The 21,082-nt window shown below is 72.0% G+C and carries 21 protein-coding genes; 11 read left to right on the top strand and 10 right to left on the bottom strand.

Annotation, left to right across the window (positions count from 1 at the left end; translation table 11 throughout):
- Nucleotides 1-7: 7 nt before the first annotated feature.
- The 3 genes from ABZ783_RS16800 to ABZ783_RS16790 all read right to left on the bottom strand — a co-directional run bounded on the left by ABZ783_RS16800 (nt 8) and on the right by ABZ783_RS16790 (nt 2,985).
- Complete coding sequence (locus tag ABZ783_RS16800) at nt 8-724, bottom strand: thymidine kinase (RefSeq protein ID WP_357438688.1); 717 nt, start codon at nt 722-724, stop codon at nt 8-10.
- An 87-nt stretch (nt 725-811) separates the two neighbouring features.
- Entirely contained in the window at nt 812-2,203 is a 1,392-nt protein-coding gene (locus ABZ783_RS16795; RefSeq protein WP_357438686.1) for an MFS transporter, read from the bottom strand.
- Nucleotides 2,204-2,217: 14 nt separating this feature from the next.
- Nucleotides 2,218-2,985, bottom strand: coding sequence for a glycerophosphodiester phosphodiesterase family protein (locus tag ABZ783_RS16790; protein ID WP_357438683.1), 768 nt, complete (start codon nt 2,983-2,985; stop codon nt 2,218-2,220).
- Nucleotides 2,986-3,084: 99 nt separating this feature from the next.
- Here ABZ783_RS16790 and ABZ783_RS16785 point away from each other — a divergent pair, with 99 nt between their 5' ends.
- Together ABZ783_RS16785 and ABZ783_RS16780 are read left to right on the top strand one after the other, a co-directional pair.
- Nucleotides 3,085-3,540, top strand: a complete 456-nt coding sequence (locus tag ABZ783_RS16785) for a helix-turn-helix domain-containing protein (RefSeq protein ID WP_357438680.1) — start codon at nt 3,085-3,087, stop codon at nt 3,538-3,540.
- Nucleotides 3,533-3,904, top strand: coding sequence for a DUF4180 domain-containing protein (locus ABZ783_RS16780; protein WP_357438677.1), 372 nt, complete (start codon nt 3,533-3,535; stop codon nt 3,902-3,904). The genes ABZ783_RS16785 and ABZ783_RS16780 overlap by 8 nt, the downstream gene beginning before the upstream one ends.
- Nucleotides 3,905-3,935: 31 nt before the next feature.
- Here ABZ783_RS16780 and ABZ783_RS16775 read toward each other — a convergent pair whose 3' ends face one another.
- Nucleotides 3,936-4,715: a lysophospholipid acyltransferase family protein gene (locus ABZ783_RS16775; RefSeq protein ID WP_357438674.1), complete on the bottom strand. Its 780-nt coding sequence runs from the start codon at nt 4,713-4,715 to the stop codon at nt 3,936-3,938.
- 176 nt (nt 4,716-4,891) lie between these two features.
- On the opposite strand from ABZ783_RS16775, the gene ABZ783_RS16770 reads away from it, so the two are divergent.
- The 3 genes from ABZ783_RS16770 to ABZ783_RS16760 are packed head-to-tail and all read left to right on the top strand — an operon-like array spanning nt 4,892 to nt 8,414.
- The gene (locus ABZ783_RS16770) at nt 4,892-6,304 is read left to right on the top strand and encodes a cytochrome ubiquinol oxidase subunit I (protein ID WP_357438671.1); all 1,413 of its coding nucleotides are present in this window, start codon (nt 4,892-4,894) and stop codon (nt 6,302-6,304) included.
- Nucleotides 6,305-6,318: 14 nt separating this feature from the next.
- Nucleotides 6,319-7,317, top strand: coding sequence for a cytochrome d ubiquinol oxidase subunit II (gene cydB, locus ABZ783_RS16765; protein WP_357438668.1), 999 nt, complete (start codon nt 6,319-6,321; stop codon nt 7,315-7,317).
- Nucleotides 7,318-7,376: 59 nt separating this feature from the next.
- Complete coding sequence (locus ABZ783_RS16760) at nt 7,377-8,414, top strand: nitronate monooxygenase (protein WP_357438665.1); 1,038 nt, start codon at nt 7,377-7,379, stop codon at nt 8,412-8,414.
- Nucleotides 8,415-8,419: 5 nt separating this feature from the next.
- Here ABZ783_RS16760 and ABZ783_RS16755 read toward each other — a convergent pair whose 3' ends face one another.
- Nucleotides 8,420-9,100, bottom strand: a complete 681-nt coding sequence (locus tag ABZ783_RS16755; RefSeq protein ID WP_357438662.1) for a hypothetical protein — start codon at nt 9,098-9,100, stop codon at nt 8,420-8,422.
- Between the two features lie 155 nt (nt 9,101-9,255).
- Here ABZ783_RS16755 and ABZ783_RS16750 point away from each other — a divergent pair, with 155 nt between their 5' ends.
- Complete coding sequence (locus ABZ783_RS16750) at nt 9,256-9,984, top strand: SDR family oxidoreductase (RefSeq protein ID WP_357438659.1); 729 nt, start codon at nt 9,256-9,258, stop codon at nt 9,982-9,984.
- Nucleotides 9,985-10,038: 54 nt separating this feature from the next.
- Here ABZ783_RS16750 and ABZ783_RS16745 read toward each other — a convergent pair whose 3' ends face one another.
- The 3 genes from ABZ783_RS16745 to ABZ783_RS16735 all read right to left on the bottom strand — a co-directional run bounded on the left by ABZ783_RS16745 (nt 10,039) and on the right by ABZ783_RS16735 (nt 13,066).
- Entirely contained in the window at nt 10,039-10,164 is a 126-nt protein-coding gene (locus ABZ783_RS16745) for a hypothetical protein (RefSeq protein WP_274534520.1), read from the bottom strand.
- Nucleotides 10,161-11,573, bottom strand: coding sequence for an OFA family MFS transporter (locus tag ABZ783_RS16740; protein ID WP_357438656.1), 1,413 nt, complete (start codon nt 11,571-11,573; stop codon nt 10,161-10,163). Before ABZ783_RS16740 ends, ABZ783_RS16745 begins: the two co-directional genes overlap by 4 nt.
- Nucleotides 11,574-11,827: 254 nt before the next feature.
- Nucleotides 11,828-13,066 carry an MFS transporter gene (locus ABZ783_RS16735; RefSeq protein ID WP_357438653.1) on the bottom strand — a complete coding sequence of 413 codons (1,239 nt, stop codon included), beginning with the start codon at nt 13,064-13,066 and terminating at the stop codon, nt 11,828-11,830.
- A gap of 412 nt (nt 13,067-13,478) precedes the next feature.
- Between ABZ783_RS16735 and ABZ783_RS16730 the strand changes: the two genes are divergently transcribed.
- The 3 genes from ABZ783_RS16730 (at nt 13,479) to ABZ783_RS16720 (ending at nt 17,760) form a co-directional block, all read left to right on the top strand.
- Entirely contained in the window at nt 13,479-15,329 is a 1,851-nt protein-coding gene (locus ABZ783_RS16730; protein ID WP_357438650.1) for a CocE/NonD family hydrolase, read from the top strand.
- 1,160 nt (nt 15,330-16,489) lie between these two features.
- A complete protein-coding gene (locus tag ABZ783_RS16725) occupies nt 16,490-17,497 on the top strand; it encodes a tyrosine-type recombinase/integrase (RefSeq protein WP_357438648.1) in 1,008 nt (335 codons plus the stop codon).
- Nucleotides 17,498-17,559: 62 nt separating this feature from the next.
- On the top strand, nt 17,560-17,760 hold the full coding sequence (locus tag ABZ783_RS16720) for a hypothetical protein (protein WP_357438645.1): 201 nt from the start codon (nt 17,560-17,562) through the stop codon (nt 17,758-17,760).
- Nucleotides 17,761-17,766: 6 nt separating this feature from the next.
- Here the strand turns inward: ABZ783_RS16720 and ABZ783_RS16715 are convergent, their stop codons facing one another.
- Nucleotides 17,767-18,306 (bottom strand): DUF6194 family protein, encoded by a 540-nt coding sequence (locus ABZ783_RS16715; RefSeq protein ID WP_357438642.1) that lies wholly within the window; start codon nt 18,304-18,306, stop codon nt 17,767-17,769.
- Nucleotides 18,307-18,378: 72 nt separating this feature from the next.
- Entirely contained in the window at nt 18,379-18,888 is a 510-nt protein-coding gene (locus tag ABZ783_RS16710) for an ABC transporter permease subunit (protein WP_357438639.1), read from the bottom strand.
- Between the two features lie 194 nt (nt 18,889-19,082).
- Here ABZ783_RS16710 and ABZ783_RS16705 point away from each other — a divergent pair, with 194 nt between their 5' ends.
- Both ABZ783_RS16705 and ABZ783_RS16700 read left to right on the top strand, forming a co-directional pair.
- Nucleotides 19,083-19,817 carry a DUF998 domain-containing protein gene (locus ABZ783_RS16705; RefSeq protein WP_357438638.1) on the top strand — a complete coding sequence of 245 codons (735 nt, stop codon included), beginning with the start codon at nt 19,083-19,085 and terminating at the stop codon, nt 19,815-19,817.
- Nucleotides 19,818-19,824: 7 nt separating this feature from the next.
- The gene (locus ABZ783_RS16700; RefSeq protein ID WP_357438635.1) at nt 19,825-21,081 is read left to right on the top strand and encodes a histidine kinase; all 1,257 of its coding nucleotides are present in this window, start codon (nt 19,825-19,827) and stop codon (nt 21,079-21,081) included.
- Nucleotide 21,082: the final 1 nt, after the last annotated feature.

Genomic DNA, 21,082 nt, shown 5'->3' with positions numbered 1-21,082 from the left:
CGAGCGCTCAGGCGCGCGGGCCGAGGTCCCCGGAGCGGTAGTGCCGGCGGCAGAGCACCTGGTAGCGCACGTCGGCGTCGTCCACGGTGTCGCCGATGACGACCTGCTCGCCCTCGCGGACCACCCGCCCGTGCACGACCCGGGCGTTGAGCAGCCCTTCCCGGCCGCACCAGCAGAGCACCTCGACCTGGATCCGGGCCACCTCGTCGGCGAGTTCGAACAGCCGCTGCGCGGCCGGGAAGAGGCAGGAGCGGAAGTCGGTGGCCAGGCCGAACGCGTACACGTCGACGTCGTACTCGTCGACCAGCTCGGCCATCTGCTCGACATGCTCCAGGTTGTAGAAGGAGGCCTCGTCGCAGATCAGGTAGTCGACGCGTACCCCGTCGGCGAGCGCGTCGCGGACCAGATCGCGCAGGTCGAGCTCGTCGGTGACCTCGATGGCGGCGTGCGCCAGGCCGATGCGGGTGGTGACCTGCGGGCCGAGTGACCGGTCGATGCGGGTGGTGACCAGGCCGCGGCGGCCCTGCCGGGCGTGGTTGTAGTTCATCTGCAGGGCCATCGTGGACTTGCCGCAGTCCATCGGCCCCCAGAAGAACTTCAGCGCGGCGGCGTGCAGCGGCCGCCCGTCGCCGCCACGGGCGGCGGCGCAGCCACCGGCACGGTCGGTGCCGGGGCCGGAGAGGGGCCGGGCCAGGCAGATCGGGGCGGCGGCGTTGTCGGTCACGTCGGGGCAGCCTAGTCCATCGACGCGAGAGGATCTTGCTGGTGCGCGGGCCGGGATGTCGTGCCCGGCCCGCGCGTCCGGCCCGGGCTACAGCACCCGGGGCGGGGTGTTGCCGGCGGCGACGATGGCCCGGCGGATCGGCACCGCGGCGAGCAGCGCGAACCCGAGCACGAAGAAGATCAGCAGGGAGACCAGGCCCACCCGGTACGAGGCGGTGAGCTGGAACACCAGCCCGAAGGCGAGCGGCCCGAGCCAGCTGGTGCCCTTGTCGCTGATCTCGTAGAAGCCGTAGTACTCGCCTTCCTTGCCGGCGGGGATGAGCTGGCTGAACAGCGACCGGCTCAGCGCCTGGCTGCCGCCGAGCACCAACCCGATGCAGCCGCCGAGCACCATGAACGGCAGCGGCGCCTCGGCGGGCAGCCGGAACGCGGCGATGATCACGGCGGTCCACAGCACCAGGGACAGCAGCACGGTCTTCCAGGCGCCGATGCGCCGCGCGAGGGCGCCGAGGGCGAGCGCGCCGCCGAAGGCGAGGAACTGCACCAGCAGGATCGTCACGATCAGGGTGCCCTGCTCCAGCTTCAACTCCTCGGTGCCGTACTGGCTGGCCAGGGTGATGACGGTCTGGATGCCGTCGTTGTAGACCAGGAAGGCGAGCAGGAAGAACAGCGTCAGCGGGTACGCCTTGATCTCCCGCAGGGTGCGGCCGAGCTGCTTGAACCCGTCGGTCAGCACGTTGCCGCCGGCGTGCAGCGCCGCGGCGGTGGGGTGTTCGCGCAGCCAGCGCAGCGGCAGCAGGGTGAACGCGGCCCACCACACGCCGGCCGAGACGATCGACCAGCGGGCCAGGTCCAGGGTGCGCTGCGGGTTGCCCTCCTCGCTGAGCATGCTGACCGCGACCAGGTTCAGCGCGAGCAGCAGCCCGCCGCCGAGGTAGCCGATGGCCCAGCCGCGGCTGGAGATGGCGTCGCGGTCGTCGGGGCCGCCGAGCTGCGGCAGGAACGAGTTGTAGACGACGACGGCCGCGCCGAAGGAGATGTTGGCGATCAGGAACAGCGCCCCGCCGAGCAGGTACCGCTCGCCGGTGACGAAGGCGAACGCGATGGTCGCCCCGGCTCCGGTGAACGCCGCGGCGGCCAGCAGCTGCTTCTTGTGCGCCGACCGGTCGGCGATCGCCCCGATCACCGGCAGCACGAACACGGTGAGGAACACCGACAGCGAGATCAGGTACGGGTAGTAGGAGCCGGCGGCGACCCGGATGCCCAGCGGGTGCACGTACCCGTGGCAGCTGTCGGCGCCCAGCTCGCAGCCGGCGGCCAGCTCGGTGACGGTGGTGAGGAACGGCCCGAGGAACACCGTGATCACGGTGGTCTGGAAGGCGGAGTTCGCCCAGTCGTAGAAGTACCAGCCGGTGCGCTCGCGGCGGGTGCTGCCCGGCTGGGCGGGCTCGGCGACGGCGGGGGTGACCGTTTCGGCCATCGGGGTCCTTCGTCTCAGGCGGCCCAGTGGCCGCGGCTGCGGTAGACGTCGCGCAGCACGCCGACGTGATCGGTCATGATGCCATCCACACCAAGATCAAGTAAGTCGTGCATGTCGGCAGGTTCGTCGATCGTCCAGACGTGCACCTGCAACCCGATCCGGTGGCAGTACGCGAGGAACCGCCGGTCGACCACGGGGATGCGCCCGTACCGGACGGGCACCTGGGCGGCGACCACGGACGGGGGCAGCCGCAGCGACCGCCCGTGCAGGGAGGCCATCCGCAGCCGGGCCACCCCGCGCATGCCGAGGCTGGTGGCGACCTTCGCCCCGGCGAGGGCACGCAGCCGGGTCAGCCGGGCGTCGCTGAACGAGGCGAGCAGCACCCGGCCGCCGGCGCCGGCCCGGGTGACCGTGTCGACGGTCGGTGCGACGCCGCCGTCGGCCTTGACGTCGATGTTGAACCGGACCTCCGGCCAGGCGGCGAGCACCTCGTCGAGGCGGGGCACGAGGGCGGCGCCGCCGACGCGTATCGAGGCGAGGTCGGCCCAGCGCAGGTCGGCGATGCGGCCCCGTTCGCCGGTGACCCGGCGCAGGGTGGGGTCGTGGAAGATCACCGCCACGCCGTCGGCGGTGGCGTGCACGTCGGTCTCCACGTACCGGTAGCCGAGGGCGACGGCCCGGGCGAACGCGGCGGCGGTGTTCTCGTCGCCGTCGGCCGCGCCGCCGCGGTGGGCGAAGGCCAGCGGTGCGGGGGCGTCCAGGTAGCCGTGACGGGGCTGCACGCCGGAAGTATGCCGGGCCTCGGTGGCGTCCCGGTGACCGGCCGACGTCGCCCCAACGAACTTCCCTATCCTTCCCCATCATGCCTAAGATGGGGCACGATGAGTAATGACATGTACTCGGTCGAGCAGGTGGCCGAGCTGCTCGGGCTGCACGTACGCACCGTGCGCGGCTACATCCGCGCCGGCCGGCTGCGTGCGGCGCGGATCGGCAAGCAGTACCGGATCTCCCGCGCCGACCTCGACGCGCTGACCGGGCGGCCCGCGCCGGCGCCGCCCACCGGTACGCCGGCGCTGGAGGTGTCGAGCATCGTGCAGGTCGACGGCGTCGACCGGGCCGCCGCCGACCGGCTCGCCACGCTCGTGCTCGCCGGCGTCAACACCGGCCACGACCCGACGCGCCCGCTGCGCGTCCAGACCGTCCACGACGAGGAGCGCCACCGTATGAAGATCATTGTGCTGGGCGACGCCGCTGCCACCGCCGAGCTGCTGCGCCTGCTCGACGCGGTCCTGCAGGGCGGCAACGGCCTGCTCGCGGGGGAGGTCCGGGATGCCTGACGTGCTGCAGGAACGGGCCGGGGTGGCGGTGCTGGTGTGCGACCCGGCGGGCCCGCCGGTGACCACCACGCAGGAGGCCCTCGACCTGATCGGCGGTGCGGCCTTCGGCGGCGCCGAGGTGGTGGCCGTGCCGGCGGACCGGCTCGACCCGCGCTTCTTCTCCCTCGGCACCCGCTTCGCCGGGGAGATCATGCAGAAGTTCGTGAACTACCGGCTGCGGCTGGTCGTGGTCGGGGACATCACCCGGCACCTCGCGGCCAGCGCGGCACTGCGGGCGCTGGTGGCCGAGTCCAACCGCCACGACCACGTCTGGTTCCTGCCCGACCTGGCCGCGCTCGACGCCCGGCTGGCCGCCGCCACCTGACCCCTGCGGCCCCGGGCGCTCACGCGCGCGGTCACCGGCCCGGCCGGCGGCGACGGTGGGCGCGAGCCGTGTCGGCCGGGCGGCCGGGGTCCACGTGGCGGGGCCAGTACGGCTCGTCGGGGCGCAGCCGCGCCAGGTTGTCGGTGATCGCGTCGATGATCCGGTCGGTGGCCCGCCGGGCGGCTCCGGGCGTGCCGGGATTCAGGTGGCTCAGGACCACCGGGGTGCCGAAGTGCACCCGGATCACCGGTCGCCGCACGACCGCCCGGGCGACGGCGCGCAGCAGGCCCTTGGGCGCCCGGTACGGCAGCACCTCGTGGGAGCCCCACTGGGCGACCGGCACGACGGGGGCGCCGCTGGCGAACGCGAGCCGGGCGGCGCCGGTCTTGCCGCGTTCGGGCCACATCCCGGGGTCCAGCCCGATGCGCCCCTCCGGGTAGAGCAGCACCACCGAACCGCCGGCCACGGCCGCCGCGGCGGCCTCCAGGGACTGGTGCACGGCGCTGGTGCCCCGGTCGACCCGGATGTGCCCGGCGCGGCGCATCAGCGGGCCGAGCACCGGGGCGCGGAACAGCCCGCCGGTGGCCATGATCCGCGGGGCGACGCCCCGGGCCCGGCAGGCGGCGGCGAGGACCACGGGGTCGAAGGGGTTGATGTGGTTGGCGGCCAGGATCAGCGGCCCGTGGCGCAGGCCGGCCGGCACCTCGCCGGTGACCTCGAGGCGGCCGAGCAGGCCGACGACGACGCGGGCGAGCAGCTGCGCGGCGCGCCACAGCAGCGGCGCCCGCCAAGGGGTGGTCGGGGTCTCCATCAGTGCTGGATGGTCGCACGCGTCGGGGTGGGCGCGAGACCCGATCCCGGGCCGTGCGGCACAGGTGATCAAGGTCATTGGTCCCGGGCCGGTTCGGGACCGCCGGCCCTGCCGATTCGTCTACGACGCCGAGTAGTATTTACTACGTCCCGTAGTACGCACAGCTGGGGGTTTCAGTGGACGCGTTGGACGTCGCCCGCTGGCAGTTCGGTGTCACCACCGTCTACCACTTTCTCTTCGTGCCGTTGACCATCGGCCTGTCCGTGCTGGTGGCGATCCTCCAGACCATGTGGCACCGCACCGGCAAGGAGCGGTACCTCAAGCTCACCAAGTTCTACGGCAAGCTCTTCCTCATCAACTTCGCGATGGGCGTGGTCACCGGCATCGTGCAGGAGTTCCAGTTCGGCATGAACTGGTCGGACTACTCCCGCTTCGTCGGCGACATCTTCGGCGCGCCGCTGGCCATCGAGGCCCTCGTCGCGTTCTTCCTCGAGTCGACCTTCATCGGGCTGTGGATCTTCGGCTGGGACCGGCTGCCCAAGCGGCTGCACCTGGCCGCCATCTGGGCCGCCGCGATCGGCACCAACCTGTCCGCGTACTTCATCCTCGCCGCGAACTCCTTCATGCAGAACCCCGTCGGATACCGGGTCAACCCGAGCACCGGCCGCGCCGAACTGACCGACTTCTTCGCGGTGCTCACCAACAAGGTCGCCCTGATCACCTTCCCGCACACCCTGGCCGGGGCGTTCCTGGTCGCCGGGTCGCTGATCGTCGCCGTCGGCCTGTGGCACCTCATCCGCAACCGCGGCAGCGCCGACACCGACGCCTACCGCTTCGCCACCAAATTCGGCTCCTGGGTGGTGCTCGTCGCCTCCGCGGCGGTGCTGTTCACCGGCGACATCCAAGGCAAGATCATGACCGAGGTGCAGCCGATGAAGATGGCCGCCGCCGAAGGCCTCTACACCACCGAGAGCCCCGCCTCGTTCTCCGTACTCACCGTCGGCAGCCTCGACGGCAGCCGCGAGGTCTTCGCCCTCAAGATCCCGTACCTGCTGTCGTTCCTCGGCACCGGCGACCCCAACGGCACCGTGCAGGGCATCAACGACCTGCAGGCCCAGTACGCCGCCCAGTACGGCGCCGGCAGCTACACCCCGATCATCCCGGTCACCTACTGGAGCTTCCGCTTCATGATCGCCCTCGGCCTGGCCGCCGCCGCGATCGCCCTGATCGTGCTCTGGACCCAACGCAAGGGCCGCACCCCGACCAGCCGGTGGCTGCTGCGCGCCGGCCTCGTCATGCCGCTGCTGCCGCTGCTGGCCAACTCCTTCGGCTGGATCTTCACCGAGATGGGCCGCCAACCGTGGATCGTCTTCGGCGAGATGCTCACCCGCAACGGCGTGTCCCGCAGCGTCTCGCTGACCGAGGTGCTCACCTCGTTCACCGCGTTCACCCTCATCTACGCCACCCTCGCCGTGGTCGAGTTCAAGCTGCTGGTCCGCTACGCCAAGGCCGGCGTACCCGACCTCACCCCGCAACCCGCCGACGACGACACCGACGACGCCGAGCGCCCGCTGGCGTTCGCCTACTGACCCCGGAGCCCATCGTGGAACTGACCACCGTCTGGTTTCTCCTCGTCGCCGTGCTCTTCACCGGCTACTTCATCCTCGAAGGCTTCGACTTCGGCGTTGGCATGCTGCTGCCCGTCCTCGGCCGCGACGACCGGGAACGCCGCGTCCTGATCAACACCATCGGCCCGGTCTGGGACGGCAACGAGGTCTGGCTGATCACCGCCGGCGGCGCCATGTTCGCCGCCTTCCCCGAGTGGTACGCCACCCTCTTCTCCGGCTTCTACCTGCCGCTGCTGCTGATCCTGCTCGCCCTGATCGCCCGCGGGGTCGCCTTCGAATACCGGCACAAGCGCCCCGAGGCGTCCTGGAAGCGCCGCTGGGACCAGGCCATCTTCTTCGGCTCGCTGCTGCCGGCGATCCTCTGGGGCGTCGCCTTCGCCAACATCCTGCGCGGCGTGCCACTTTCCGCCGACCACGAGTACGTCGGCGGCCTGCTCGACCTGCTGCACCCGTACGCCCTGCTCGGCGGGGTGACCACCCTGGGCCTGTTCCTCACCCACGGCGCGATGTTCCTCGCCCTGAAGACCACCGGCGACATCCGCGCCCGCGCCGGCACCCTCGCCGTCAAACTCGGCGCCGGCACCGCCCTGGTGGCGGTGGCCTTCCTGGCCTGGACCCTGTCCATCCGCTCCAGCGCGGCCGCCGTCGTGCTCGCCGCCGGCGCCGCCCTCGCCCTGCTCGGCGGTGTCGCCGCCGCCCGGGTACGCCGGGAGGGCTGGGCCTTCACCGGCACCGCCGTGGCGATCGGCCTGGCCGTGGCGACCCTGTTCGCCGCACTGTTCCCCAACGTGCTGCCGTCCACCCTGGACGCCACCGGCACCCTGACCGCCAGCAACGCCGCCTCCACCCCCTACACCCTGAAGATCATGACCTGGGTGGCGGTGGTGTTCACCCCGATCGTGCTGGCCTACCAGGGCTGGACGTACTGGGTGTTCCGCAAGCGCATCGGCGTGGCCAACATCCCACAACACTGAGCCCGCACGCGGGGCCGGGACGACCCGTCACCCCGGCCCCGCGCACTACAGTGAGCCGAGTGACCGACGCACCGTGGACCCGCCTGTCCGGCAGCGCGACCCCGCTCGTCGGCGCCCCGATGGGCGGCGGCGCCACCACCCCGGCCCTGGTACGCGCCGTCACCGCAGCCGGCGGCTTCGGCTTCCTCCCGGCCGGCTACAAGACCCCCGACGCGGTCGCCGCCGACCTGGCCGACCTGGCCGCCACCGGCACCCCGTGCGGGGTGAACCTGTTCGTGCCCGGCCCCGCCGAGATCGACGACACCACCTTCCGCCGGTACGCCCGGCAGATCGCCGCCGAGGGCGAACCGTACGACCTCGACCTGGCCGACGCGCCGCTGGTCCACGACGACGACCACTGGCCCGACAAGATCGACCTGCTGGTGCGGCACCCGGTGCCGCTGGTCAGCTTCACCTTCGGGCTGCCCGACCCGGCGGCCCTCGCGGCGCTGCGCCGCGCCGGCTCCCGGGTGCTGGTCACCGTCACCTCGGTCGCCGAGGCCCTCGCCGCCCGCGACCTCGGCGTCGACGGGCTGGTCGCCCAGGGCACCGAGGCGGGCGGGCACAGCGGCACCCACACCCCACGCCGGCCCGCCCCGCCCACCTCCACCCGAGCACTCGTCCGCGACGTCGCCGCCGCCACCGGGCTGCCCGTGGTGGCCGCCGGCGGCGTCGCCGGCCCCACCGACGTACGCGACCTACTCGCCGCCGGCGCGGCCGCCGTGGCCGTCGGCACGCTGCTGCTGCGCACCGACGAGAGCGGAGCCAGCCGCACCCACCGCGACGCCCTGGCCGACCCGGCCCGCACCAGCACCGTGCTCACCCGCGCCTTCACCGGCCGACCCGCGCGGGGCCTGCGCAACACCTTCATCGACCGGTACGAGCCGACCGCCCCGCTCGGCTACCCCGAGCTGCACCACCTGACCCGGGGCATGCGCGCGGCGGCCGCCGACGCCGGCCACCCCGACCGGGTGCACCTATGGGCCGGCACCGGCTACCGGCACGCCGGCACCGGCCCAGCCGCCACCGTGGTCGAACGGCTGACCGCCGCGCTCTGAGGCCCCTAGTGCGCCTCGCGCAGCTCCGCCAGCCGGGCCTCGATCTCCGCCAGCTCCGCACGCAGCTTCTCCGCCTGCTGCTCCGCCTCCGCCCGCTCCGCCGCCAGGATCTGCTCCACCGCCTCCTGCACCCCCGGCACGTCCACCAGCGCCACCATCCGCAACGCCTCCGCCGGCTTCACCACGTACGGCTTGGCGAGGGCCTTCGCGCCCTGCTGCGCCGCCACCGTCCACTCACCCTCGGCGTACGCCAGGGTGACCGTCAGCCCGGCCGGGCTCTTCGGCTTCGCCGCCTTCACCGCCCGACGCGCCGGCTTGGCCTCCACCTGCTGCTCCACCTTCGGCTCCTCCCGGCGCGGCGCCGGCACCCGCGGCGTGTCCAGCACGAACTCCGGCTCCGCCGGCGCCGGCGGCTCCTCGACCTCCGGCTTCGGCTCCGCCGGCTTGCGGCCCGCGCCGCGCGGCGCCATCGCCACGTCGGCGGGGGAGAAGGGCAGCTCGTCGCGGCCGAACCGCACCACCACGAACTCCTCGGACACCTCCGGATCGGTCAGCTCCACCACCTGGCCGACCTGACCCGCCATCTGACCCGCCGCCGCCGTGAACACCACCTTCGGTTTACGGCCCGCGGCCAACGCCTCCCGAATCCCCTGCACCTCGTCAGTGGACAAACCCTGGCCCGCCATCACACGCCCTCTTCCGTACACACGTTTGATTGCAGCCTTGATACCAGCCGGCTGCGACACGGGGAAGATCAGCCCCCCGTGTGATCTTCCCCGCCGCAGGCCAGGGCCGGCCACGGTAACGTCGGCCCAGCAGCCACAGCAGGGGAGGGGCAACAGTGGATCCGGTCACCGTCGTCACCGGCGGCAGCCGCGGCATCGGCGCCGCCACCGCCCGCCGCCTCGCCGCCGCCGGGCACCACGTCGCCATCGGCTACCGCCGCGACCACGACGCCGCCGCGGCTGTCCTCGCCGACATCCACGCCGCAGGCCGCCAAGGCGTCGCCGTGCCCGCCGACACCACCGACCCCGACCAGGTCGCCGCCCTCTTCGACGCCGCCGCCGACCTCGGCCCCCTCACCGGCCTGGTCAACAACGCCGGCGTCACCAGCCCGATCGGCCCGTTCACCGAGCTGCGCCTCGACGACCTGCGCCGGGTCGTCGACGTCAACCTCATCGGATACGTGCTGTGCGCGCAGCAGGCCGCCCGCCGGATGACCCGCGGCAGCGCCATCGTCAACGTCTCCTCCGCCGCCGCCACCCTCGGCAGCCCCGGCGAATACATCCACTACGCCGCCGTCAAGGCCGCCACCGACACCCTCACCGTCGGCCTGGCCAAGGAACTCGCCCCGCACGGCATCCGGGTCAACGCCGTCGCCCCCGGCATCATCCGCACCGACATCCACGCCCTGTCCGGCGTACCCGACCGCCCCGACACCGCCGCCGGCCGCATCCCGCTCGGCCGCGCCGGCGAACCCGACGAGATCGCCGGCGCCATCGCCTTCCTCCTCGGCCCCGACGCCTCCTACACCACCGGCGCCGTCCTGCGCATCGCCGGCGGCCTCTGACCCCACGCGCCCGCGGCCCGGGGCGTGCTGCCCGGGGCCGCCCGTCCTAAGGCCTCAGCTGGTGAACAGCTTCGCCGCGGTGATCACCGTCTGCACCACCCCGTAGCCCAGCAGCACCGACACCACCAGCCAGGAGACCACCAACCGGGCCTGCTGCCCCCGCGGGTTGCCCTCGCTCATCGCGTACCGCTCCTCTCCGCCACCACATCCTCGACCACGTCCCGGCCCGCCGCCGGCTCGTGGAACCGCTCCGGCACCGGCCGGATCAACAGGTTCGCCACGAACCCCACCGCCAGCACCCCGACCATCGTGAACAACGCCGGCCGATACGCCGCCGCCGTCAACGTCCCCGGCTTGCCCTGGGCGTCCAGGAACCCGTTCACGATCAGCGGCCCGGCGACCCCCGCCGCCGACCACGCCGTCAACAGCCGGCCATGGATCGCCCCCACCTGGAACGTGCCGAACAGATCCCGCAGATACGCCGGCACCGTCGCGAACCCACCCCCGTAGAACGACAGGATCACGCACGCCAGCAGCACGAACAACGCCGTCGCCGCGTGCCCGACCACGGCCAGCAGCACATACAGCACCATCCCGACACCCAGATACACCAGATAGATCGGCTTACGGCCGATCACGTCCGACGTCGACGACCACACGAACCGGCCGCCCATGTTGAACAGCGACAGCAGCCCCACGAACCCGCCGGCCGCCGCCACCGACACCGACGACGTCCCACCGTCGCGGAAGAAGTCCTGGATCATCGGGCTGGCCTGCTCCAGGATCCCGATACCAGCGGTCACGTTGCAGAACAACACCACCCACAGCAACCAGAACGACCGGGTCCTCACCGCATTCGCCGCCGACACGCTCGCCGTGGTCACCAGCGGCTTCGCCGCCACCCGCGCCGGATCGAACCCCGCCGGCCGCCAGCCCGCCGCCGGCACCCGCACGTTGAACACCCCGAACATCATGATCACGAAGTAGCCGACGCCCAACGTCACGAACAACCACACCAGCGCCGCCCCCGACGCCGTCGAGGCCGCGTTCGCCGGGTCGTACCCCGCGTCGTAGAACGACAGCAACTGCCGGGACAGGGGAGAGGCCACCATCGCCCCACCACCGAACCCCATGATCGCCAACCCCGTCGCCAGGCCCGGCCGGTCCGGAAACCACTTGATCAACGTGGAGACGGGGGAGATGTACCCGATCCCCAGACCGATCCCACCCAGCACCCCGTACCCGAGATACAGCAGCCACAACTGCCGCGTCGCGATGCCCAACGCACCGACCAGGAACCCGGCCGCCCAGAAACACGCCGACACGAACATCGCCTTCCGCGGCCCGCTCGCCTCCACCCACGTGCCCGCCACCGCCGCCGACAACCCCAGCATCACGATCGCGATGCTGAAGATGACCCCGACCGCCGTCTGGCTCGCCCCGAAATGAGCGATCAGCGAGGTCTTGTACACGCTCGTCGCGTAGACCTGCCCGATGCAGAGATGGATCGCCAACGCCGCCGGCGGAATCAGCCAACGGCTGTACCCCGGCGGCGCGACGGTGTGCCGACGATCGAGTGCGGAAAGCATGCTGCTTCCTCCCCGGAAGAGGCCGAGAAACGTCACCCCTACATGCCCCCACCGCACTCCGCGCCCAAACCCACCACGCGCCGGACGGTCGAAACCGTGAGCCGAACGGTCGGGGCGCTTCCTCCCCGGCCGCGCCACCCGACCCCGTCAGGACGCCCTGCCGCCAGCAGGTCACCGTGCGACACGTCGCCGGGAGCAAGGCCATCTCGCCCCAAACCGCCGAGTGGGTCAGGCGCCCCGGCAAGGCAGGCCGCTCATGGCGACACGGATCGCCGGCGCCGCTGACCCACCACCGCGATCCAGGAGGCCACGGCAGCGGCCAGCGGGGCGATCAGAAAGCCGAACACCGGCCGCCCCACCGCATCCACCAGCGCCCCGCCCGCCGCCGCACCACCCGCGCTGCCGACCGAGAACGCAGTGGCCGCCCAGGCGAACGCCTCGGCCACCGTGCCCGCCGGTGCCGCCTCGTCGATCACCACGAAGGCGATGGTCAACAGCGGCGGCAACGCGACACCGCTGACCGCCATCAGCACCAGCATCACCGCCGGCGCCGGAGTCAGCAGCAACGGCAGGTAACCGACCGCGAACACGCCGATGGCGCGGGGGAGCGTGGCGTGCCGGCGCAGCCCGGCGAAACGCACGTACAGCAGGCCCCCGACCAACGCCCCGGTCGCCTGCGCGGCCAGCAGCCAGCCCGCCCAGGACCTGGCTCCGGCCGACTCGGCATACCCGGCCACGGCGACGGTCACGCTCCCTACCGCCGCTCCGACCAGCAACAGCGCACCGAGAGTCAACCGCAGCCGGCCGGCCCGCAGCGGCCCCGCCCAGTGTCGCGGCGCCGGCTCGCCCCGCCAGCGCCGCACCGCGTCGGTCGTGGCGAACCAGACGGTGCCGACACCCTGCACGAGCGCGGCCGCGGCCAGACCACCGGCCGGACCGACCAATCCCACGGCGCCGAGCGTGACCACCGGACCAAGAATAAAGATCACTTCCTGCACTGCGATGTCCAGGGTGTACGCGGTCTGCACCTGGTGCGCGGGAAGCAGGTCGCGCCAGAGCACCCGCAGGCACGACTCGAACGGCGGCGCGCCCGCCCCGGCCAGCCCGGCCGCGAACACCGTCACCGCAAGATTGACGTGCGCGGCGGTGAGCGCGAAACCGACCGTCGACGCGGTCATGGCCAGCCACAGCACCGGCGGCTGGCGCCAACGGTCCGCCATGCGGGCGAGCATCGGCTGCCCGACCGCGGTACCGGCGGTGAACGCGGCGACCAGCAGGCCCGCGACGGTCAGCGTCATCGTCTCCCGGGCGAACACCAGCAGGGCGAGCGGAGCCGCGCCGAGCGGAATCCGGCCGAGCATGCTGGCGGCCAGGACCCGGGCGGTCCGTGGCGCGCGGAGCACCGCCGCGGCCGAGGTGTCGGCCGGGCGTGGAGGGATTGCGGAGGAACCGCCCGCGGGCGGGATCAGATGGGTGTTGTCGGACACGGGCATGACGAGACGCTCCCGGGAGATGGGGAATTGACCGGACGGTGGGCGCAGGAGCGGGCCCGGTCAGGGAGCGAAGTCGGAGCGATCGTGGTCGCTGCCGTACAGCGGCAGGTCCGGCGTGGTCCAACGACCGTACGCGGCGGCGACGGCTTCGAGGGGGACCACGCGAGCAGTCTACGTCCCGACGCGCGCGTGAGGAACCGGTGGCCGAAGCCGACGAACTCGCCGGAACACTCGGCACAGCACGACATCTGTCGTAACGGACAAGAGGCCCTCCGCTACGGATGGTCATTGACCCGCTCGATCAATATCGATCACGCTGTATCAACCATGTGTCTCTGGAGCTGACGGAGGTAGGGACATGGGAGTTGTGCGGCGATTGCTAGCCGTCGGAACTGTCGTCGGGGTGGTGATCATGGGTGCGCCCGCCTCGGCGAGCGCGACAGCGGACACACCCGGGATCGTCATCGAAAACGGTGTGACCCAACCGGTCTTCTCCTACGCCGAGGCGGTCCAGGAGGTCGTCTACGTCGAGGCGCCGATGGACAGTGACGCCGACGGTCGCCGGGATCTGATCGAGGTCGACGTCATCCGGCCGGCCGAGACCGAGGAGGGCCTGCGGGTGCCCACCATCATGGAGGCCAGCCCCTACTACGGCCGGGACCCCGGCGACCCACTGCCGGACAAGACCCGCGGATTCCCCGGCTGGTGGGACGAGTACTTCGTCCCCCGGGGCTACGCCGTCGTCCAAGTGGAGATGCAGGGCACCTCACGGTCCTTCGGCTGCCCGACCACCGGCGGACCCGAGGACACGATCAGCATCAAGGCGGTTGTCGACTGGCTCAACGGCCGCGCGCCGGGCTTCCACCACGACGGCAGCGCGGCGGTCGCCGACTGGAGCACCGGGAACGTAGGAATGCAGGGCGTGTCCTACGTCGGCACCCTGCCCAACGCGGTCGCCACCCAGGGCGTACCCGGCCTGCGGACCGTGGTGCCCATCTCCGCGATCTCCAGCTGGTACCGGTACGTGAACGACCAGGGGATCGCGTGGTCGACCTGGAGCGAGAACGTCAACTTCCGGTACACCGAGTACCTCGCCGACTACGTCTCCGTCGGCCGGACGCTACCGGGTTCCGCGTCGGCGCCGGCCTGCGAGTCGGTCATCACCGGGCTCGGCGACGCCGAGCAGGCCAGCGCCTCCGACTTCACCCCGTTCTGGCAGCAGCGGAACTACCTGCCCGACGCCAACAAGATCAAGACAGCGGAGACGTCCGTGTTCATGGTTCACGGTCTCACCGATTTCAACGTCAAGACCATGCACTTCGCCGATCTGTGGCGTGAGGTCGAGAAGCGCCAGATGCCGCGCAAGATCTGGCTCCACCGCGGCGCGCACGTGAACCCGACCAGCTTCCGGCTCCCCGAGTGGCAGGCGGTCATGCACAGGTGGATGGACCACTGGCTGTACGACATCCCCAACGGGATCATGGACGAGCCGATGGCGGACATCCAGCGTCCCGACGGCACCTGGGAAACCCACTCGACCTGGCCGGACGCCGCCGCCGAGAAGGTGGACCTGCGCTTCGGTCCGACGACGGCCGACGCGGCGGGCACCCTGTCGCTCAACGCGCCGAAGGGCAACCCCTCGCAGAGCTTCGTCGACCAGATCGAGTCGCAGGCAGTCAAGATCGGTAACGCGGAGCAGACCAAGCCCGGCCGGCTCGCGTACGTGACCCCACCGCTCGCTGCGGACGTACGCCTCTCCGGCACGCCGGAGCTGGCGGTCCGGATGTCGACGACGGCCGGGACGGCGCTGCTGTCGGCCCTCCTCGTCGACTACGGCGCGGGACCGACCGTCACCGTGGCGGGCAAGGACCCGCTGGAGGTGGTGCAGGAGTCCTGCGAGCCCGCGGACCTGGCCGATCGGACCGGGTGCGCCGAGCCGATGGAGGCGAGCGTCGCGATCACGCCGGAGCGCGTCCTGGCCTGGGGCCACATCGACGTGAAGAACTCGCCCGACATTCGGCGGAGCCACGCGCTGACGCCGGGCGAGGAGTACAACGTGCGGTGGAAGACCCTCCCGTCCGAGCACGTCATCCCGGCCGGACACCGGATCGGCGTCGTCATCACCGGCAACTACAACGCGAACCCGACGTCCAACCGCCCGGCGCGCGACGCGGCCGCGGTGGGCAGCCAGGTCACCGTGTACCTGAATGGCAGTGCGCTGACGCTGCCCGTCGTGGGGGGCACCGGCCGCCTGGGCTTCTGACCAGGAAGTCCGTTGTTGACTGCCTGAACGAGCGGGCGGTCCCTCACCAGGGCTTGCAACCGAGGTGAGGGACCACCCGCTAGGTGGCGCGTCACGCCGCCTGAACACGCTTCCGCTGACATTCGATAATGAACATTATGTCAAGTAAGACCGACGGACCCTTCCCTGACAGGGTATTCGGCGAGCCAGGCGGGCGGCCCGGATGATCTTCAAGGGGCCGGTCGGCCGCTCCGCGCCAGCCGCCCCGCCCGTACCGTCGCGTGGTGAACAGGCGCAAGGTCATCGTCGCAGGGCTCGGGATCGTCGCCGCCGAACTGGTCGCCAGTGCCTGGTATCCGGTGCCGGTCTACATCGCCTGCGTGACGAGCGCGGGAATCCTGCTCGTGGCGGCCCTGATCGCAGGCTGGCGGCGCAACCGGCGCCCGCCGGCGGCCTTCCTGGTCGACGAGCGCGACCGGAGCTTCCGGACGCCGGTCCACGCCAACGGCCTCCTCCTGGGGCCTGACCTGCCTGCAGTTCACCGGCTTCTTCCTGGCACTCATCCAGGAGACCTGGCTCGGCCTGGCCGGCGGGCTGCTCTTCGGCGGCATCCTCGCCGAGACCTGCCGGGCGTACTGGCGGGGTGCCGGGTTGACCCTGCGGCCCAGCGGGATCGAGGCCGCCAAGGCAGCCGGCGCCCTGATGATCCCGTGGGGTGGACGCTGGCGCGCGACGAGGTCGTCTTCGAGGGCGCCAACGCGGATTTCGTGGCCAAGGCGATCGCCACGTACGCGGCCGGGCCGGGCCGCCGGCACGCTATCGGCACCGTCGCCGAACTCGAGCGCCTGCAGGAAGGCCTGCCCGCGCGCCCACCCGGGGTGCTGGAGATGGGCGAACCCGCCCCCACCCGCACAGCCGTGCGGCGGGTGATCGTCGCGCTGGTCCTGCTGGCCGTCACCGTCCCCCTTGCCGCTGCCGCCGGGGACAAATTGGCTGAGGCTGCTCGTCGCCCCGCTGAGCGGGTTCGGCGGTCACCAGTTCTATCTGGCGCTGACCGGCTGGCGGGCGACCCGCCGAGCCCGGCGAGACCGTGGCCGACCCCGCCTGACTGCCGGCGGCTGCGCCCTGCTCCCCCTGCTGGCGGCGTGACCCGAACGCGAAAATCATGCATAATATGCCTTATGCATGACAAACCGGACGAGTCGGTCGGGCGATTGATCGAGGAGTTCCTGACCGCCCGGGCCACCCGCAAGCCCTCCCCCCACACCCTCGCCGCGTACCGGCGGGACCTCACCACCATCGCGGCCCTGGTCAGCGAGGACGAAACCACTCCCCTCCCCCTCGATCAACTGCCGATCGCCGCCCTCTCCCCCCGGGTCATGCGGGCGGCGTTCGCCCGGTTCGCCGCCCCGCGCGCCGCCGCCTCCGTGCACCGGGCCTGGTCCACCTGGAACAGCTTCTTCACCTTCCTGGTGGCGGAGGGGGTCGTACCGGGAAATCCGATGCCGGCGGTGGGGCGGCCCCGCACCCCGCTCCCCCAGCCCAAGCCGCTGCGCGGCGAGGACACCCCGGAGGAACTCCTGGCCGCGGTGGCCCGGGACGACGGCCGGCAGCGCGACCCGTGGCCCGAGCGCGACCTGGCGGTGCTGTCGCTGGCGCTGTGCGCGGGGCTGCGCCTGTCGGAGCTGTTGGCGTTGCGGGTGGCGTCGCTGGCCGGCCGGCCCGGCGAGCGGCGGGTGGACGTGGCGGGCAAGGGCGGCCGCCCCCGGACCGTGCCGATCGAGTCAGGTGTGGATCGGGTGCTGGCGGACTACCTGGACAGTCGCCGGCGCCGGTTCGGCGCACGCAGCGTACGGCCGGACTCGCCCTTGCTGGTGGACCGGCGGGGTGAGCCGTTGCGTCGGGGTGGCCTGCAGTATCTGGTGGAGTCCTGCTACCGGCGGGCGGGGATCGGTGACCGGGTGCCGCGGGGGGCGCGGCTGCACGCGTTGCGGCATACGTTCGCGACGCGGTTGGCGGAGGACGGGGCGAGCGCGGCGGAGATCATGCGGTTGCTGGGGCATGCGTCGTTGGCGTCGTCGCAGACGTACATCGAGGTGACGGCGGGTCAGCAGCGGGCGGCGGTGCGGTCGAACCGCACGAATCGTGCGTTGGCGGTGCTGGTGGGTGGGCGCGGCGACGATTCCTGATCGGGCGGGTGAGCTTCGCCGGTTCGGGGTGTCGTCGGGGGCTGGGGCGTGATGCTGCACGTATGCGAGAGGTAGCTGATGTCCCGATCGTGGGTGGGCCGGCCGACGGGCGGACCGCGACCGTGGAGCTGGACGATCGCGGCGACCCGCCGGCCGAGTTGCACCCCGGTGAGGTCGATGTGGTCGGCGACGGCCTGTACGTGCGGGAGCCGGTGGTCGGGTCGGGGCCGCCGTGGACGTACCACTGGCAGGCGGCCTCGTGACCGGGATCAGTCGGGGCGGTGCCGGCGGTCGAGGGTGCGGCGGTGTCGTTGCAGCGCCCGGTCGTGGGCATAGGCGAGCAGCCGTTGGGTCTCGGTGAGGCTGGCGATGCCGGGGTTGAGGACGCACGCCCATCCGTGGGTGCCGTAGACGGGGTGGGGCTGGATCTCGTCGAGGGTGGTGGCGTCGAGCGAGGGCCGGTGGTCGGTGAACTGGGCGGGTGGGTAGCCGAAGTGGCGTTCGAACTCGGCGCGGCCGAGGTCGAGGTTGAGCCGGTAGACGCCGGGCCGGTCGAGGTGGGAGTTGTCGTCGAAGCCGGGCATGTCGTGTTCGGCGAGGGTGGCGAACGGCCGGCGGCGGTCGGGGCCGACGAAGAAGAACCGGTATCCCCAGCTCACGGGTGGGGCGCCCGAGGCTTCGTCGGCGACGATGACGGTGACCTCGGGCAGGGCGAGGATGCGGTCGGCGATCTCGTCGGCGGTCGGTGCGGGTCCGGCGAGGTGCGGCGGGGCGTCGTGGGAGCGGCCGGGTGCGGGAGGGTTAGCCATGACCTCTACCGTATCGTTGACCCGCCCTTTGAGACTTTTCTGCTTGCCGGCCGGGAATCCTCGGCCAAACCCTCAAACCGCAGTGCATGTGTCGGCCGGCGGGGCTTGCCTGGTGGACTGCCGGGCGGCGGTGCGGCGCTGACGGGGCCCGATGGTCGTGGCGGTGGTGACGGCGAAGGCGCCGAGCAGCGCCAGCGCGGTGGCGGGGGCGAGCGCGGCCCAGGGGGCGCGTTCGACGTACGGCATGGCCTCGGCGAGCAGGAGTCCCCATTCCGGGGTGGGTGGCTGGGCGCCGAGGCCGACGAAGCCGAGGGAGGCGATCGCCAGGGCGATGCCGGGCAGCCGTAGGACGGCGTGGCGGGTGACCGCGGGTAGCACCCCGGGTAGCACGTGGGTGCGGAGGATGCGGGTGGGGCTCGCCCCGAGCACGCGGCTGGCCTGCACGTGGCCGCTGCCGCGTTCGTCTTGGACGAGGGCGGCGGTGTGCGCGGCCAGTGGTGCCCAGGCGGTGGCGGCGACCGCGACGGCGGCGCCGGTGGTGCTCGGGCCGAGTGCCGCCGCGACCAGCAGTCCGGCGATCACGGGTGGGCAGCACCATCGCCGGCTGGTGACTGACCCAGTGCTTGGCTGTCGGCTCGCGTTTCAGGAGCGGGCGACGGCTACACCGATTGGTGTAGGCGGTACTCGATCGGCGTCGATCAAGGTGACATCCCTGGGATGACGCGACGCAGGCCGGGATTTCATAGCGTCGGAGCATTCCCGAGTGAGGAGGCTCCATGTTGAGCGCTGGCCCGGCCGACACTTCGCCGACATCCCCTGGACCACAGTCGATCGAGCCCGCAGCGGTGCCGGGCTCGGCGCGCACCGCCCGCCGGATTGCCGTGGAGGGCGTGCTAGGTGGGCTGGCCTTGCCGCTGATCGGCTTCGCTGTAGTCGACGGGATCAACCCGGATTGGAGCCCGGCCGAGGCGATGATCAGCCACTATGTGCACGCTCCGCGTGGCGGGTGGCTGGTTCCGCTCGGCGTGCTGGCCCTGGCTGTCGCCTCGGGGACACTGACGTGGCTGGCTGCTGCGTACACCCGCGGGCGTCGTGCCGGTCTGGTGCTGCTCGGTGTCTGGACGTCTGCTCTGTTGGTCGCCGGCGTGTTTCCTGCCGACCCGCCCGGCCACTGGGACAAGCCGCCGACTACGGCCGGCACGCTGCACGGCGTTGCCGGGCTGCTTGCCTTCGCGGTCCTGCCCGCAGCTGCGGTCGTGCTCAGCCGGGTGTGGCGCCGGGACTCCCGGTGGCGTTCGGTCGCCGGTGGGCTGGCCGTTACTACGGCGCTGTCAGTGGTCGCGTTCGTCCTGTTCATGATCACGTTCCTCGACGTGCAGGGCGGCCCCTCCTTGGCGGTCGGACCGTGGGCAACCATCACCGGTCTCGCCGAGCGGGTGATGGTGTGGGCCTACGTCGGCTGGCTCGCTGTCGCGGCGGGCGGGCTGCGCCGTATCGCGCGGGGAGGATAATCCTCTGATGACACAGGCGGCTGCATCGATGGAACGCTCCTCCACCGCGCTGCCTACGATGTGGACCGGGTTGCCGCGTTGGGCCGTCACCGCGGTCCTGGCCGTGCTGACCCTGGTCGGCGTGCCGACGGGAATCGCGCTCACCGGTGGCAGCGTGACCGTGTACGGCGCAGTTCCGCTGGCCGAGACCCTCGCCATTCTGGTGATGCTGCGTCGGCGGTGGCCCTTGGTCACTCTGCTCGCTTCGGTGGCGGCGGTGACGGCGATGCGGGGTGCCGGCCTGGTGGAGGGAGGTTGGGTCTGGCCGGCCACCGTCCTGTTCGCCCACGCTGTCATGATCGGGCGCATCGGCTGGGCTGTCGGCATCGGCGCGGTCGTTGTGGCCTATGCCGCCAGTTGGGAGTGGGCGGTGCTCGGGTACAGCCCGAATCTGGTGGTCGGCCGGGTCGGTGGCGAGGTGTTCTGGCTGGCTCTCGTGGTGACGATCGGTGTCGCGTACCGCAACCGGCGCGGCTGGCAGCAGGAACTGGCCGCCCGGGTAGCGCAATCCGCGTACGAACGCGAGCTTGACGCCCGGCGCCGGCGGGCGGAGGAGCGGGTACGGATCGCACGCGAGCTGCATGACCTGGTCTCGCACACCCTCGCCGTGGTCGGGGTGCACCTCAACGTGGCCTTGGACGCGTTGGAGTCGGCGCCCGATGAGGCCAGGGACGCGCTCCAGTTGGCCCAGGACGTGCGCGGCAAGGCGATGGCGGACCTGCGGGCACTGGTCGATGTGTTGCGCGACGGGTCCGCGCCGACGATCGAGTCGCCGGCGGCCCAGTTGGACGGGCTGGCCATCCTGGTCGAGCAGGTGCGTGCTGCCGGGATCGACGTGGAGCTGCAGGAGACCGGCGACCGGTCGGCGGTGCCCGCCCCGGTGGCGCTGGCCAGTTACCGGATCGTGCAGGAGGCGTTGACCAACACCGTCCGCCACGCTGGGGCAACCCGGGCCGTGGTGGCACTGTGCTACGAACAGGCCCGGGTCACCGTCACCGTCACCGACAACGGCACGTGCGCCAAGGTCGGCTGGACTGCCACCACCAGCGATATAGACCTCCCAAAGATCAGCGGACCGGCCGGCGAACCCGGGAACGCGGACTCCGCCGGGCATGGCATCGCCGGGATGCGTGAACGCGTCAACGCGCTCGGCGGTTCCCTGCGTGCCGGTCCAGCCGCCGAGTCCGGGTTCACGGTGCATGCGTCGATTCCGGTGACCGGGTGAC

Origin of the sequence: Micromonospora sp. NPDC047738 (genome assembly GCF_040642675.1) — a bacterium.
Taxonomy (GTDB): Bacteria; Actinomycetota; Actinomycetes; order Mycobacteriales; family Micromonosporaceae; genus Micromonospora.
Note: the sequence above shows the minus strand (reverse complement) of the source record. Positions and strands in the feature narration are given on the sequence as shown.